The sequence below is a fragment of the Clostridium zeae genome, from assembly GCF_017312485.1.
Classification (GTDB): domain Bacteria; phylum Bacillota; class Clostridia; order Clostridiales; family Clostridiaceae; genus Clostridium_AR; species Clostridium_AR zeae.
Genome location: NZ_BMBA01000010.1, coordinates 132109 through 149102 on the forward strand (window position 1 = coordinate 132109; position 16994 = coordinate 149102).

At 30.0% G+C, this 16994-nt stretch carries 9 protein-coding genes, 6 tRNA genes, 1 rRNA gene and 1 other annotated feature; all 16 genes read right to left on the reverse strand.

Going from position 1 to position 16994, the window contains the following annotated elements:
* Nucleotides 1-220: 220 nt before the first annotated feature.
* Nucleotides 221-4045, reverse strand: a complete 3825-nt coding sequence (gene addA / locus J3477_RS24220; protein ID WP_206872807.1) for a helicase-exonuclease AddAB subunit AddA — start codon at nt 4043-4045, stop codon at nt 221-223.
* Complete coding sequence (addB, locus tag J3477_RS24225; protein WP_206872808.1) at nt 4045-7506, reverse strand: helicase-exonuclease AddAB subunit AddB; 3462 nt, start codon at nt 7504-7506, stop codon at nt 4045-4047. Before addB ends, addA begins: the two co-directional genes overlap by 1 nt.
* A 173-nt stretch (nt 7507-7679) precedes the next feature.
* Nucleotides 7680-8219 (reverse strand): GNAT family N-acetyltransferase, encoded by a 540-nt coding sequence (locus tag J3477_RS24230; RefSeq protein WP_206872809.1) that lies wholly within the window; start codon nt 8217-8219, stop codon nt 7680-7682.
* Between the two features lie 105 nt (nt 8220-8324).
* The gene (locus J3477_RS24235; protein ID WP_206872810.1) at nt 8325-9215 is read right to left on the reverse strand and encodes a metallophosphoesterase; all 891 of its coding nucleotides are present in this window, start codon (nt 9213-9215) and stop codon (nt 8325-8327) included.
* Between the two features lie 167 nt (nt 9216-9382).
* A tRNA-Ser gene (locus J3477_RS24240) sits at nt 9383-9473 on the reverse strand.
* Between the two features lie 34 nt (nt 9474-9507).
* A tRNA-Ser gene (locus J3477_RS24245) sits at nt 9508-9598 on the reverse strand.
* A 271-nt stretch (nt 9599-9869) separates the two neighbouring features.
* Nucleotides 9870-9960: transfer RNA gene (locus J3477_RS24250), tRNA-Ser, on the reverse strand.
* A 34-nt stretch (nt 9961-9994) separates the two neighbouring features.
* Nucleotides 9995-10085: transfer RNA gene (locus tag J3477_RS24255), tRNA-Ser, on the reverse strand.
* A gap of 486 nt (nt 10086-10571) precedes the next feature.
* Nucleotides 10572-10774, reverse strand: a binding site (T-box leader).
* Between the two features lie 72 nt (nt 10775-10846).
* Nucleotides 10847-11080 (reverse strand): DUF1667 domain-containing protein, encoded by a 234-nt coding sequence (locus tag J3477_RS24260; RefSeq protein ID WP_183279587.1) that lies wholly within the window; start codon nt 11078-11080, stop codon nt 10847-10849.
* A gap of 13 nt (nt 11081-11093) precedes the next feature.
* Complete coding sequence (locus J3477_RS24265; protein ID WP_206872811.1) at nt 11094-12488, reverse strand: NAD(P)/FAD-dependent oxidoreductase; 1395 nt, start codon at nt 12486-12488, stop codon at nt 11094-11096.
* An 81-nt stretch (nt 12489-12569) separates the two neighbouring features.
* Nucleotides 12570-15260 (reverse strand): UPF0182 family protein, encoded by a 2691-nt coding sequence (locus J3477_RS24270; RefSeq protein ID WP_206872812.1) that lies wholly within the window; start codon nt 15258-15260, stop codon nt 12570-12572.
* 40 nt (nt 15261-15300) lie between these two features.
* A complete protein-coding gene (locus tag J3477_RS24275) occupies nt 15301-15819 on the reverse strand; it encodes a transcription repressor NadR (RefSeq protein ID WP_206872813.1) in 519 nt (172 codons plus the stop codon).
* Between the two features lie 24 nt (nt 15820-15843).
* Nucleotides 15844-16344, reverse strand: a complete 501-nt coding sequence (locus J3477_RS24280) for an HDIG domain-containing metalloprotein (protein WP_206872814.1) — start codon at nt 16342-16344, stop codon at nt 15844-15846.
* A gap of 163 nt (nt 16345-16507) precedes the next feature.
* Nucleotides 16508-16583 (reverse strand) — tRNA-Ala (locus J3477_RS24285).
* 5 nt (nt 16584-16588) lie between these two features.
* Nucleotides 16589-16665, reverse strand: a tRNA-Ile gene (locus tag J3477_RS24290).
* 6 nt (nt 16666-16671) lie between these two features.
* Nucleotides 16672-16789: ribosomal RNA gene (gene rrf / locus J3477_RS24295) — 5S ribosomal RNA — on the reverse strand.
* Between the last annotated feature and the right edge of the window lie 205 nt (nt 16790-16994).

Sequence of the window (16994 nt, forward strand, 5' to 3'; positions counted from 1 at the left end):
TACATATATAAGAAAGGTATTATAATTGAGACTATATACTGACTCTGTTTTCTATACAAAAAAGAATATATAAATTTGCATTATGCAAACTTACATATTCTTGTATGTGTATACTTTATGGATATGCCACTTCATTTTTAAATTTATATTTTGAAACTTTCATCTCAGAAACAAGAGAAACTTTGAAAATACGCTTAATATTAAAGTAGAATATTTTTATTTAGTATTTAACCTCTTTATCTAATCCAAATAAGTAAAGATACTTTTCTTTAACTTTCTTTCCTGTTATCTTTTCTAATGTATCGGAATAATAGCTTAGTTGAACGTCATATCTATCCTTTATTGATTGTTCATTACCTCCCTCAACATAATCAGTTTTATAATCAAGTAAAACTAATCCATCTTCTTCTTCAAAGAAGCAGTCAACAACTCCTTGCAGTCTTACTAATTCATCTTTTGTCTCTTCCTTAGATAAAGATTTATCCACAAGGTATGCTGGTATTTCTGTAAAGAAAGGTAATTCTCTATAAAGCATGCTACCATTCTCATAAGCTTCAATAATTCTTTTTCCTATTTCACTTTGGAAAAACTTAAAGATTTTACTTATGTTCACTACTTTAGCTTGTTCTTTAGTTAAAAATTCTCCTTTCACCATATCTTCAAGTTGATCTTTAACTTCTTCTACGCTTCTTACCTTTCCAAGTTCTAAATGTTGCATAACAAAATGCACTATTGTACCTCGTTCAGCAGCAGATAATCCTTTTTCTTCTTGTAAGAACTGAGGTTTAATTATTCTATCACCTTTATATATAGTCTCTATCTCATTCTGATCTTCCTCATAAGCAGCACGCTTTAAATCTGATACAGATATATTTGCTGTGATATTGGTAGAACTCTTAAATTTATATTGAAAGTCTAATCTTCTCTCTATATCTTCATTTATTTCATCGCTATCTTTATATATAAATAGTCTTTTTTCCTGTGACCCATCTTCAATTTCATCCACAGCTTCTAATTTTTCATCCACAATCACATCATTCTTTGACCAATATTTTATATACCATGTGGAAAAGTCGCTTTTAATATGATCCACAATTGTATTGCCACTTTTCCTTAATTCTTCACCATTTCTATGTTTTGCAAGTGCCATACCGATCCAATCCATATAACTCTTACCCTTTAGAACTTCTGAAGATAGTATCTTATCATCACTTAACGCAGCTGCAGAACACCATCTTTTAGTTACCTTCTCAAGATTTGAAACTGCTCCAGTTATTATAAGTTTCTCTTTTGCTCTTGTGAAGGCAACATAGAGCACTCTCATCTCTTCAGAAAGAGCTTCAAGTTTGAATCTCATCTTTATTGCATGCTTTGGTAAAGAGGTATAACTTATTCTTCTATCAATATCAATGTATTCTGGACCAAAACCTAATTCATCATGGAATAGTATTTCTTTATTTAAATCCATAAGATTAAATTGCTTTCCGCATCCTGATAAAAATACTACTGGGAATTCTAGGCCCTTGCTCTTATGAATACTCATAATCCTTACTACATCTTCATTCTCTCCAAGTATCTTAGCACTTCCCATATCTCCTGAAGACTTTCTCAGTTTATTTATGAAGTTTATGAAATTAAATAAGCCTTTAAAACTTGTCTTTTCATATTGTTTAGCTCTTTGAAATAATATTCTTAAATTAGCCTGTCTTTGCACTCCATTAGGCATAGCCCCTGCATATCCATAATATGAAGTGTCCATATATAAGTACCATATAAATTCATCAATAGCCATATACAGAGCTTTCTCTCTCCATAATTTAAGCTTCTCTATAAAATAAATACACTTTTTAATAAATTCATCATTTATATTAATATTTAAAGCTTCACTACCTAGATTACCTTCACCTATAGATTTTAATATTTCATAAAAATATTTATCTTTATTTAGTAACCTTAGCTCTCCTAATTCTTCAGATGAAAATAAGAATATAGGGGATCTTAAAACTGATAATATATGAATGTCTTGCATAGGATTATCTATTACTTGAAGAAGAGACATAATAGTTCTAATTTCAATAGTATCAAAATATCCTGTGCCAGTATCAGCATAAACAGGAATTCCACTTTGCCCTAGCTCATCCACAAACACTTCTGACCAGTTTTTCGTTGCTCTTAAAAGTATTACTATATCTTTATATTTAAGCCTTCTATACTTATCTAAGCCTCTGTCCCAAACCATATATTTCTTACCATTAGAAGCATTCATCAGTTCATGTATCCTTTTAGCAACTATCCTTGCTTCAATCTGTATAGAATCTAAATCCTCTTCTGCTTCATCGTTTTGAACATCTTCTTGTACATCAATTTCTACAGCTCCAGCTTCTTCACTTTCCTCTTTTTTAGCTGATTTATCTAAAATATGTACTTCTATATCCCCAGCTATCTCTATATCCTGTGTAGTAATTTCATTCTCTATATCATATACATTTTCTACATCTAAATCTTTATAATCAGCACCAAGATTCAAAGCCTCATTTTCATCATATTCAAGTTCGCCAACTGATTTTGACATAAGCATATTGAATATATAGTTTACTCCATCAATAACTTCTTTTCTGCTTCTAAAGTTCTTATAAAGCATTATCTTCATGTCATGATTTCCATCTGTAGGATAACTATTATATTTATTTAAAAATAACTCTGGCTTTGCATGTCTAAATCTATATATACTTTGTTTAACATCACCAACCATAAATACATTAGGATCTTCATCCTCTTTTCTAGAAACCATACTTATTATAGTTTCTTGAATATTATTTGTATCTTGGTATTCATCAACTAGTACTTCACTAAACTTCATTTTAAATTCTTTAGCTACCGAAGATGGCATTACTTGTTCAGCTTCACCTTCTTCAGTAAGTACCTTAAGACATAAATGTTCTAAATCATTGAAGTCTAAAATACCTCTATCCCTCTTCTTGCCCTTATATCTTTTATCAAATTCTAAGACTAGGCCTACTAATTCATTTATAAGAAAATATAATATCTTAAAGTCTTTAATAGCCTCTTCAGGTGGTATTGAAAATATATCTTCTTTCATTTTATTTAGCTTTTTCTTAACATCATCTCTTATATCCTTAACCCTCTGCTGAGCCTCTTCATCTGATACTTGATTCTTTTTTACAGACTTAAGCTTTGAGAAACTTAAGCTTTCTATACTGTTATATACAGAACTTAATCCACCACCAATTGCTTCTCTAATACTAATAATTTGATTTATATCATCATCTATATTAGCGAGGTATGGTTCCAATCCTTCAGTTGTTTCACAAAGCTCTTTAGCATTATGTAATAACCTTGCAAAGGTTTCTAGTTCTATTGCTACATTATTAATTAATATTTTAGCCCAATGGCTGTTATTAAGCTCCTCTTCGCTACATATGTTTAGACTTTCACTCTTTTCTTCAAGCCACACTTCTGGCCATGGTTCACTCATAGAAAACTGATAAAGGTCTAAGACCATCTGTTGAAGCTTACTATCATCTTTCCCTTGACCATATGAGTCAACTAACTTTTTAAAATTCTCGTCATCTTGATCATACCTATCCTCAAATAGTTCGCTTACTACCTCGTTTCTTATTAAAGTACATTCTGTATCATCACCTATTCTAAAATTAGGATCTAAATCTATGTGGTGAAAATTGTTTTTTATAACATCTAAGCAAAAGGAGTGCATAGTAGTTATGTTTGCTCTATTTAATAATGCTAACTGTCTTTGTAAAACCTTCGAATTAGGAGAATGTTCTAAAGCCTTAGCTATAGCATCGCCTATTCTTTCTCGCATTTCTGCTGCTGCAGCTGAAGTAAAGGTAACTACTAAAAGACTATCTATATCTACAGGTTCTTCACCTTCAGTTATCATTCTTATTATACGTTCAACCAATACTGCAGTTTTACCAGATCCTGCTGCAGCTGCAACTAGTAAATTTCGTCTTCTGGTGGTTATAGCACTAAGTTGTTCTGCAGTCCATTTAGTTTCTCCCATTACCTTTCACCCCTTTGATGCTCTTCTACAGTACTTGATATTTCTTTCCATAACTCCTCATCACTATGTTTTCTTATAAGTTTATGCGTATTGTCTTTTAAACTTATATCAAATTGACATATTGAAGAGTAATTACAAAAATTACAATACGTAAATCTACCATCTTTCGATGGTTCTATCTTTATTCGTCCACTTAACATTTCTTCGCATAGTTCTATCATTTTTTCATTAACATATTTTCTTAGTATGTTAAACTGTTCTTCTGTAACCACAGCACTTTGCTTTGTAAAATCTCCATCTTTCTTAAAAGCTGCAGGAATAATCAAAGAATAAGTTTCCATAGTTTTATCCATAGCTTTAACTAACTTTATGTCCTTAAGCATAAGTCCATCCATCTTTAGCTTCTTAAGAATCTGTTCCTTGATTTCATCATCGCTTAAATCTCTTTTAGATTTTATTATAGGATCATCAATTCTAAAATAAAGTATAGCTCCAGGGACTACTTGCTTATCTAAAAAGTACTTTGAGTTTTTAATCAATGCATCTAAATAGACTAATAACTGAATCTGAAGGCCGTAGTAAAGCTGATTAAGGTCAAATTCTTTACTTCCAGACTTATAATCTATTATCCTAATATAGGTCTCTCCTTCAAGTTCAACTGTATCAACTCTATCTATTCTGCCTGTTAAATAGACCTCATCGCCTGATGCCAGCTTAAGCTTTATCGGTTCACTATCTTTATAGGTACCAAATTCAAACTCATTTCTAAATATATCAAAATTACTTCTTCTCATATGTTCAGATATTACTGTGACTGATTTCGTTAATATATTTTTAAATCTATCTGTAAAATACTTATATCTTTTTGAACTATTTAATATAGAAGCAGCACTTTCTCCCACTTGCTTATCTACTATTTCTGATATTATATTCTTACACTTTTCTCTATCCAGATCACTCCACTGTATTTTATTATCTCTTATATAATTAGTAAATTCATCTAAGGCATTGTGCATAAAGCTTCCAAGATCCGGTGGAGTGAATTCATATATCTTTCTATCCTTTGCTTTTAATCCATATTGAACATAATAAGCAAATGGACACTGAGCATACTTTTCTATTCTAGATACATTAAACAAGAGTTTATCATTGCTAGAGTATATCTTTCTTATCTTATCTTTAGCTATATCCTGTTCTTGATTAGTATACTTAAGTCCTTTAAATATATTATCTGCTTTTTCTTTCCACTGAGGCTTACTCTTATACCACGAATAAACTTCTGACCAGTATGCTTCAACTTCCTTCTTATCAAAATCTCTTCTTAATGCACCAATAAGCTCATTAAAAGTTGGTACAGGAGCAACTACCTTTTCTAAAGCATCATTATTTTCTCTAAAGATATCACTTTCTTCTTTAATATTTGGAAATATCTTTTTAAGTCTAGGTATTATAATAGATGGTCTTAAGGATTTTCCCTCGAAATCTGCTAGAGGATAAGTTATCATTAGATAATTACTACACATAGTCAAAGTTGAATAAATTAAAAACTGCTCCTCAAAAGCTTTTGTTTTGGTATCTGAAGCAAGTTCTACCCCTTGATCTTTTAAAAGTTCTCTATCCTGATCTGAAAGTATGCCTTCATCTTTATTTGAAGCAGGAAATACTCCGTCATTTGTACCTACTATGTATAAAGCTTTTAATTCTCTACTTCTGATTCTTGATATCTCACCTATATTAACCTGATCTAATGCAACTGGAATCAAACCAATCTCATACTTTTCAAAACCTACATTAAGTATCTTAATGAAATCATTAGGATCAATAATTTCTTCTCCCATTACATCTACCGCTTGATCTAGTACTTCCATAATTATCTCTACTACCTGCTCATACTCCTTTGCCTTATCACCAATACCTTTTTCTTCAAATATTCTAGCTAATTTCTCCATTCTTTCAATAATATCAAGTGATGCCATAAAATCATATAGAGCTACACAAATATCTCTTACTGTACGTTTTCCTTTGATATTAGAGTAGAAGTCTATTAACGGCTGCTTAACTTCATCTTTTATATCATTAATAAGAGATAGTCTTTGTTTTTCTTCATTTGAGATTTCATCTTTATCTGAACGGTATCGATCAACAGGATAGTCCCACCAATCTTCAAACCACTTTCGTCCCCTTATACCATTGGCTAAAACATAGTTTTCTAAAATGTCTATATAATCACTATCAAGTCCTGTAAGACCAGTTTTCAGATACTTAAATACACTTTCATAAGACCAGCTTCTTGAGGATATTTCAAATACTGAGGTTATAAGTACTATAAGAGGATTACTAACTATATCACGCTTTTTATCTAAAAAATACGGGATATTATATTGATTAAATATTACTGAAGTTATCTTTTCATAGTCTTCTAGGTTTCTACATACTAAAGATATGTCTTTGTATCTAAGCCCTTCATCTCTTACCAGTCTTAATATGTCTTTTGCTACTACTTCTATTTCATCATAATTATTATTTGCTTTATATATTCTTATATCTCCATTAGACCATTTATAAGGTATAAATGGATATGTAAAAAAGTGCTTTTCTAAATGATTTAATTCACGGCTTTCTTTAAATCTAAAATTTTCTCTATTATTCAAATCTAAATATCCATCATAAGGAACTCTATTCTCACCAGCTATTCTTATAAGCTTCTTTTCCGTGTTCTTAATTACATTAAATATATCAGTTTCATCTAACCCATGAGTTTCATCTAAAGTTAAAGCAAAATATACGTTATTTGCTTTTTGCATAAGCTTACCAAGAACTTTTAATTGCTGAGGCGTAAAGGTAGTAAATTCATCTACCCATATATCTGCTCCATTAAAAATATTACAATTATCAAGTTTATCTGATAACATGTTTAATTCATCTTCTGAATCTATATAATTCTTGTGAAGCACTTCATTAAATTTATCAAATATGATCGATAAGTCATTTAGCTTCATTTTTAATTCTTCATCATCTTCTCGCATAGCCTGCATTGTAGCTCTTAATATTTCCGAGGTAATATTATATTTTTTAAATTCTGTTATAGTTTTAGAAACTATATCTATAAATCCCTGCTGCTTTGAAGCTCTATAAAATACACTTAGTTTATCACTCACTTCTTCTAGCACCTTAAAAATAAGCATATTCCTTCCTGCTTCATTCATGCGTTTATGAGTTATTCCTCCACAGAAGTTAAACACTCTATGGGCCATTCTTTTAAAACTTAATACCTCAGCTTTAAGTACACTTTTCTCTCCAATATGCTTCAATAACCTTGTTTCTGTTTGGAAGGTAATTTGTTCTGGAACTAAAAGTATTAATTTATTTTCTTTTCCTTGTTCAATCTTTTTTTTAATTTCTTCTATACAATAATAACTTTTACCGCTGCCGGCTCTTCCGTATATAAACTTTATTCCCATAGATTATCTCCTACTTTTATCGATATAGTTTAATTATGTATATACCAAACTTAAGTTCTATTATAATTATAACCTATATATGAAACTTTTAGTTGAATTAACTTATCTCATCTATAACAAAAACATGGATAATATAAATTATCCATGTTGAAAAATCGCCTTATATTTCAGTATTATTTTGTATCATTGCTCTTTATATTATCAAATTCTTCTTTTAATATTCCCATTATTAAAGTATCATGGTATTGACCTTGTGCAAAATATCTTTTTCGCTTGTTTCCTTCAATTATAAATCCACACTTTTCATAGCAGCTTATAGCCCTAGTATTATAACCTACAACTTCTAACTCAACTCTTTGTGCTCCTCTATACATGAATAGGTATTCCAATAAAACTTTTATAGAATCCTGTCCGTATCCTCTTCCCCAGAATTGACTTCCAATAGTAATTCCAATGGAGTATATATTATTTGTATCTTCAAATTCTTTATATGTGAGATACCCTACCAATACTCCTTTTTCATTTATTATGCTTAATGTTTTTCTAGATATATTCATTATCTCATCAAAATGCTGCATAACAGATTCTATTGAAGGGAGAATCATATTTCCACCATCAAATTTTCGAATCTCCTTATCAGTAGAATAAGCATAAAATATATTTACATCTCTTTTTTCCACTGATCTCAAATATATCTTCTTTCCTTTTAACAAACTTACACCTTCTTAAGCAAGCAATGATACTCTTTTATTATATACCCTGTAAATATTTGGTTCAACATATACACCTATTTAGTCTATGAAAAGTTTTATAAGCACTTATATTATTTTATAATTAACTAATAATTCTGGACCTCCAATTATTTCTCTCCTAACTGTAAGAACACCATTTTCTAAAGACTTTATACTCCACTTAATTAGAGATATCTTTCCCTTCTCTATTTCAATTGAACTTACTGAATAAGGATGAATGCAGCATCCATCATTAAAATATGGTATTTCATCAGGATGTGGCAGTCTTGATCTATGAGTATGACCAGCTACTATTGGTTGATTATTTAGCTTCACCCATTGTTGAAGTTTTTTATCTACTTTTTTCCTTTTAGTATTACTTCTTGCAGGACTGGTACCATTTTTAAATCCTAAATAACCTTCTAAAAATGACCAAACATATCTAACTAAAAATGAAGCAAATGGTTCAAGATTATTACTTATCTTATCAACTTGATGTCCATGTATTACAAATAATTTTTTTAAGTTTTCATAGTTTAATACTAATCCCTCGTATATCGGCAAATCATGAAATAGATTATAGACATCATTTTCTTCTTCATTTCTATCTATTCTATCTATCATATGCTTAAATTTTTTAGTAGCTTTTATCTCATCATGATTTCCATATAACATATATAACCTATTATCGTACTTAAATTTTAAAAGAAGCTTAAATATGTCTGGATAAGTATTATATATGTCTTCTATATTTTTAACTTTCCACAATTCGTCTCCGTCTCCAATTTCAATATAAGTAAAATTGTTTCTATAATAATAGTTTAATGCTGTCATATATATATTAGCATTTGGCATGAGATCATCTTTATAAGTTCCATCCCCTCTATGGCAATCACTAATAAATGCAATTTTACTATCTTTATTGAAATAAACTTCTGGAGACTTCCCCATTACTTTTGTTAATATATCTTTCTTCATATTAAAATCTTCATGTGATATTATTATGCTTTATCATTATATGCTTTAGTAAGCAAATGGATACTTTAATTTTATAAACAACTAGTTCACAACTCATTGTTTATAAATTTTAGGTAATCAAATATCCATAAAAACAAAAAACACTCAGTTTTTCAACTGAGTGTTGCTGGCGGAGAAAGAGGGATTTGAACCCTCGCGCCGGTTACCCGACCTACGCCCTTAGCAGGGGCGCCTCTTCGGCCACTTGAGTATTTCTCCACATGCCCTACAAATTAATCTTTAGTTATTAAAATGGCGGAGAGAGTGGGATTCGAACCCACGGTACGGTCACCCGTACGCCGGTTTTCAAGACCGGTGCCTTAAACCAACTCGACCATCTCTCCATGTCAACGACAGTTTTTATTATATCAACTAAGAAATATTATGTCAACATAGTATTTGAATTTTTATTGGAACTTTTTATGAAATATATTTTTATAACAATATAAACATTTAATTTTGTTAATCATCTTGACCCAACATTATAATAGTATACTCATATTTATAAAATCTATGTATGCAAATATAAATATAATAACATTCAGTTATCTATATATTTTGTTTTATTATAATTCCCTAAAAATAAAAAAACATTTAGTATAAACTAAATGCTTCTGGCGGAGAAAGAGGGATTTGAACCCTCGCGCCGGTTACCCGACCTACGCCCTTAGCAGGGGCGCCTCTTCGGCCACTTGAGTATTTCTCCATGTGCCCTACAAATTAAATTTTTATAAAAAAAATGGCGGAGAGAGTGGGATTCGAACCCACGGTACGGTCACCCGTACGCCGGTTTTCAAGACCGGTGCCTTAAACCAACTCGACCATCTCTCCGTGTCACATTTGATATTATATCAAGCTATATATATTATGTCAACACAAAATACAAATTAATTTAAATATTTTTATAATTTTTTTCTTATAAAAATAATCTTTGTTGCAAAAGCAATTTATTTAACAGTATTTTTTTGATAATTTTAAAAGTAAATGAGAAAGATGCTGTTAAATATGAAATAACTCTACATTTAACCGCATCTTTCTTGTATAATATATTTGATAGTAATGAGCTACTAACATTTTCATGTTTAAAGTAATTTATAATCTTTTAATACACTGGGCTTAGTGGTTTTAAATTTATATAAATTAATCATTTAACTTGAATATCTGTACTCTACATATAAAACTAAATTGATTATAAGAAATATCTTGGGCTTTGACATTCTTATTAATACAAAATATTTTTAGTATGTGATACTTTTAGTAGCTCTTTACTTAACACATGGGCATATCTAAACAAAATAAAAAAGAGCCATCATCCCATATAGGGACGAAAAGCTCCGCGTTGCCACCCTAGTTGATAAAAAGATATACTCTTCTTATCCTCTCAATCTATATAACGGTATACCCGTACTACTCATCGTAGTCCCTCAAAGGTGGATTCATAACTACAAAATATCGATTTACACCAACCATCGACTCTCTAAAATCTTGGTAATTATTACTAGCCTTATCAGCAGTTTATTTATATAATTTAATATATTATATTCTACTTATTGATATATTGTCAACATTTATTCTAATAAACATTAAATTTATTAATCTTTTGTTATATTTGCTGTACTTATTATATCTATGCCAGTATTTAATATATTTTTACATATTATATCTCCCATATACATTGGCGCTCCAACATATATTCTTGATAAAACCTTAGATAATTCTAGCCATAAACTCTTATCTATAGGCTCACTACTCTTAACTGAAACTAAATTATATTTACTTGATCCCTTAACCCTAACTACACTTGTAAATATCTCTTGATTCTCCAAAATAAATCCTCCACTAAATACCTTCAAATTCCTTTATCCTTGATACAAGAACTTTAGAATTTTTAGAGTCTTCAACTATTTCTGTTAGTTTTTTATCTGTTTCTCTTGCGATTATATCTATTATTTTATCTATACAATATGCTCCCTGACAATTTCCAAAGGTAGCTCCTGTTCTTCTCTTAACACCTTCTACAGTTCTTGCACCTAAAGGCCTTCTTATTGAATCAATTATCTCACCTTCTGATACTTGGTTGCATAAGCATACTATTTTTCCGTATCTTTTATCTAAAGCTATAATTTCATTCCTTTGATCTTTGCTCATATCTCTAAATCTATAAAATTCTCTTCTTTTATCTACAAAATTTCTTTTTAATGTTGAGTTTAGATTATCTACAATAGTCTCACAGATCATCTTAGCTATAGACGGTGCAATGGTTATATGGGCATAATGATCTCCTGTAACCTTTATATAGCCCTTCATTAATTGATCGTCGTCAATAAACATTACATCTTTTCTGTAGTCTTCATAAAATATACTATTTACGTTATCTTTAGTGACAGATGGCAGTATCTCAGCTGCTTCCCTTAAGATCTCATCAAAGTCCAACAACCTTTCTGAGTTTATCCCAACCAGTGTACTACCACTTAAGGTTGGAGTCTGAAAAGTAAATTTATCTTCGGAATTAATTTTCATAACCAAATTAGATAGATTATGTTCGAAGGTTTCATCTAGTACTAAATAGTGCATCTTTCCTTCACTATCATTAATTACTGTTCTATTTAAATCAATTGTATAGTTATCTCCTGGGATTGTATTTATAACTACTTTACAAGTAAACTTATTTTTATTTGTAGTAACTTTAAATCCCCTAGCCATTTTTTGAATATCTTGTACAACCTCTTCTAATCTAAAGTTAACTCCATTATCAAAAGCAACTTCTGCGTATGCAATAGCTAAGTCATAAGGACATATTACTGCAGTATTTTCAGAGTACAACGCTTTTTTAAATCCAACCCTCAGATTTGGTTCTATATCATAAACTCCTTGGTCATCTATAAGGTAAATATTGTCAATACCTCTACTCTTTGCAGTTTTGTACATGTCTTCAATAATCTCTACACATTCATCAGTATCCGCTATTCTTAATGATCCAATCCTCTTAAATGGAACATTAAATTTCTTCGTTATTTCAGCAAGTATTGAGTTTCCCATATGCTCAAGGCTACTCATTAGATCATCTTTAGTTTCTGATCCATCATATATTACTGCAGTATTAGCAAATGATATATCATCAGCTACATCATAATCCTTTTCTATAACAGCTATATTCAAATTGTATTTTGATAACTCATAGGCAACAGCACATCCTATTATTCCACCACCTAATATCAAAACATCATAATCCATATTATCCTCCTAAGTGCTTATATTATTGATGAACTATACATATTGTAGTAGTTCATCAATAAGTCTAATTCACACTATATATTACTTTTTCATATTCTTAAGAATATCACCTAATTGTTTTATATATTCTCCATAAGCAGACCAATCTCCTGCCTTCTGAGCTTCTAAAGCTTTCTGGTATAGCTCATTTGCTTTACTAATGTCATCTTTGTTTATATTATTATTGCTGGTGTTATTTTCAATGTTATTGTTATTATTATTTGTATTATTTTCTATAGGTTTACTTGATTGATTTGTGTAATTGAATAACTTTTCTAAAGCCTTTTCTACGGTTTCATCTCCAACTATTTTTTCTCCATCAGACAAAATTATTTTTCTTACTTCTGGCAATGACTTTTGTACATCTGCCTTTAAGTATAGAGTTTCTAAATAGAATAATGAATCATTTATAGGTATTATAACTGTATCTCCATATTCTACTTTTGAACCTTTTCCTTCCCATAAACTTATTTCCTTGGATATATCCGGGTCTGCTAATATCTTGTTTTTTAATAATGATGGACTCAAAATAGCTTTTTGTGGAGGAAATTTATACATTACTAACTTTCCGTAGTTATCTCCATCCATTCTAGCCCCTAAAAGTGATACCATGTTTTGTTTACCTTTCATATTAAAGTATTCAAACATAACCATCTCAAGGTTTTTTTCTCCAGGTAATCTAGTCATAAGATATAAAGATTCATTTACATCTTCTTTTCCTTCAACACTCAATATATTTGATGAAACTTCCCATAAATCGTCTTGTGTAAAAAATACAGTTGGATCAGTAACATGATATTTTCCAAGTACATCGCATTGAATATTAAATATATCGTTTGGATATCTTAAATGCTCTCTTATTTCTTTTGGTAGAGTATCTCCATCCTTGAATAATCCTTTAAATATTTTAGAATAACTTGCAGCTATAGGATCATTCTTATCAACAATATAAAAATTTGTATCTCCATTATAAGCATCAATTACAACCTTTACTGAATTACGAATATAATTAAATCCATTGTAAGGTTGAGAATAAGGGTATTTATTAGAGGTCGTATAAGCATCAACTACCCAAAATATCCTTCCATCCTTTATTACACTGTAAGCATCACTATCGTAACTTAAAAATGGAGCTATTTTCTTAACTCTATCCATTATATTTCTATTAAGAATTATCTTACTATTAGCTTTTATATCACCAGACATTAAAATTCTTACATTGCCTTGGTTAACTGAGAACAATACCTTATTCAAAAAGTTCATTTTGATTCCAGCTTTTCCATCATATCTATTTGTTTGTGTCTCTCCAGCCTTAGGGTAATCAAACTCATCTATATCAGTATTAACTACAACATATTCATTTGAACCTTCACCAAAATAAATTCTAGGATTATCTAACTTTATATTGGTCAAATTATCTGTTGGTATATCTTTCATTACAAAATCCGGTTGTCCTTCAGATGTAACTGAATTTACTTTACTCATAGTAATTCCATATCCATGAGTATACCTTAAATGCATATTTTGCCAGGTATTTATATTGCTATAATCTAATTCTCTAGGAGCTACAAATACTTGAGTATATTTTCCGTTTATATTATATCTATCTGTATCACCATCATTAAACTTATAGTAATTTTTCATAACTTGAACTTGATTATAAAAGTTTAATACAGGGCTTATAGAATTTACCTTCAAGTTTTCTATTATATCAGTGTTATTTTTTAAAACCTTATCACTTAAGTTTTGTTTCGGTTCAAATTCATTTTCCTTAATCTTATCTATATTAAAAGCCTTTCTAGTAGCATTTATATTATTACTTATATATTTCTTCTCAAAATCCATTTCATTTGATTTTACAATGAATTGCTGAAACACAGATGCAACTATAGGTTCAGAAATAATCATTACAAATATAAGAGCAGCAACAGTAATAATAGGCCTGATTTTAACTCTTAGAATACTAACAAACACTATTATTGCTGATATTAAGCTAACTATCGCTATAGCTCTATAAAATAATAAAGTTATTTTTATATCAGCATATCCTGCTCCAAAAGCAGTGCCCCTAGCACTATATAACAAGTTATACGATTTTAACACATACCCACCCGATATCATAACCATTAATAATGCTGAAATTATAGCAAATTGTTTACCTGCAAAACTTTTAAACAATTCGCCTCCATTTATTCTCCAATTGATTCTATCCGTAACTGTCTTTTTTACTCTCACTATTAGATAATATACAACTGTAATAGCTATTATAATTATAATCAATGATAACAATACATTATATAATGACTGTATTAGTGGTAATTTAAAGATATAAAAAGATATATCATGACCAAATATAGGATCCTTATCATTAAAATTAACCGAATTAGTAAATTGTAAAATTGTATACCAATAAGTTGATGCTGTATAGTAGGATATTACGAGAGATAATATTAAGTTCCCTACAATACTTACTACCCTTACATATCTTTTCTTCTTCCCGTCAAGTTGAGTAATTAAGCCTTTAGTTAAAGACTTTAAATAAAAATGTACAACAATAAAGCAAACTGCAAATATAGGTACCATAAGTTTTAATATCGCTATAAGTTTAGTGAAATATACAGTAAGGTACCCAACTTCCCTAAACCACTGGATATTTACAATCAAGTTCGAAAAGGACAGCATTAGCATGATTATTACCACAACTGATGCTAATAACCAATAAATCTTTCTCATAAATTTCTTGCCTCCAATATTCTAATCTATAAATTAGATATTATTCTGTTATTAAATATTTTTTATTTTTAAGTTCATTTAATATTAATAACATGTTTTCTTCTGTTTCTGTAGATATTGTGTGTATATGTACTCCTCCAGTTAATGATGATAAAGGAGTTGCTTTCAGATTATTAAACTTATCTACAAAATTTGAGAGATCATTAAGATTTCTTAATTTAAGCATTGCTCTTATCTCGCCGTATAATGGGTGTTCTACAACTACATCTTCTATCACACCACCATATCTTATAATAGTTGCTAATTCATCCTCCATTTCATCTATATGATGATTAACTGCTATTACTCTATTAATTCTATTAGTTGCATTTTTTTCGATTATATAACCATCTGGAGTAGCAATTATATTATTACCTTCCGCTCTTAGTAATGCTATATCTTTAACAATTACCTGTCTTGTAACACCTAATTCCTTTGCTAAAGCAGATCCCTTTTGTGGTTCCGAGCAATCTATCAATTTATTAATTATCATTTGTTTTCTTAATTTAGCTGTGAGCATATAAATCCTCCTATATCAATTTAACTAATTTTTATTATCACTTTCTTTTACTATGTTAAGCATAGTGTTATCAGTGTATTTTTTATCATGATGATTTCCTATGACTTGAAGAAATTCTTCATTATAACCATAGTTCCGAAGCATCTCAACTCCTTTTTTAGGGTGATTATAATATATATCTAATATTTTTATGTTATCGTATTTTTTTATCTTTCCCTTGGTAAACTTATGCAACAAAACTACAATAGATTTTTCTATAAAATTTAAAGGTCTTTCACTTTTTCCAATATCATGAAGCAATGCTGCTTTTGCTAATTGATGTTCATCTAAATTTTCCTTTATCTTTTCATATATTTCTAATGAATCCTTTGATACTCTTATACAATGATGCTTATCACCAGTCTTTAGTTTATCAAAAAGTTTTTTTTCGTGTTCTTCTAAATACTTATTTATATATTGCTCATCTAACTGCTTAAAATTACAGATTATAGCCCACCAAAATTGTTTTACTCTATAAAAAATCATAATTCTTCTCCATCTTATAATTTATATTACATCTTTTACTGAGTATTCTTCAGTAATAATTATAATATGCCAATTTTTATATGTATATAATAAGTACCCTTTCTTAATATAATTTTAAGTTTAAATGCAAAAAAACCATGAACTTAATGTTCATGGTTTACTTTGGTGGAGATAAAGAGATTCGAACTCTTGACCCCCTGCGTGCAAGGCAGGTGCTCTCCCAACTGAGCTATACCCCCAAATATGGTGGACCTTCAGGGACTCGAACCCCGGACCTACCGGTTATGAGCCGGTTGCTCTAACCAACTGAGCTAAAGATCCTTACTAACCTGGCAACCACTTACTCTCCCACACAGTCGCCCATGCAGTACCATCAGCCGTCTAAGTCTTAACCTTCGTGTTCGGTATGGGTACGGGTGTAACCCTAAGACGCATCATTACCAGATATTCAGTTTGTAGTCATTACTCTGACCACAGTGAATATTATATCTAGACTTTTTCTTCTTGTCAACAAGATTTTTTTCTAAATATAAGAAAGATTATTCTTTCAAAATTGCACTTAAGTTTACTTTGTAATAATTTGTATTGGTCAAGCCCTCGACCTATTAGTATCGGTCAGCTGAACATGTTACCATGCTTACACCTCCGAC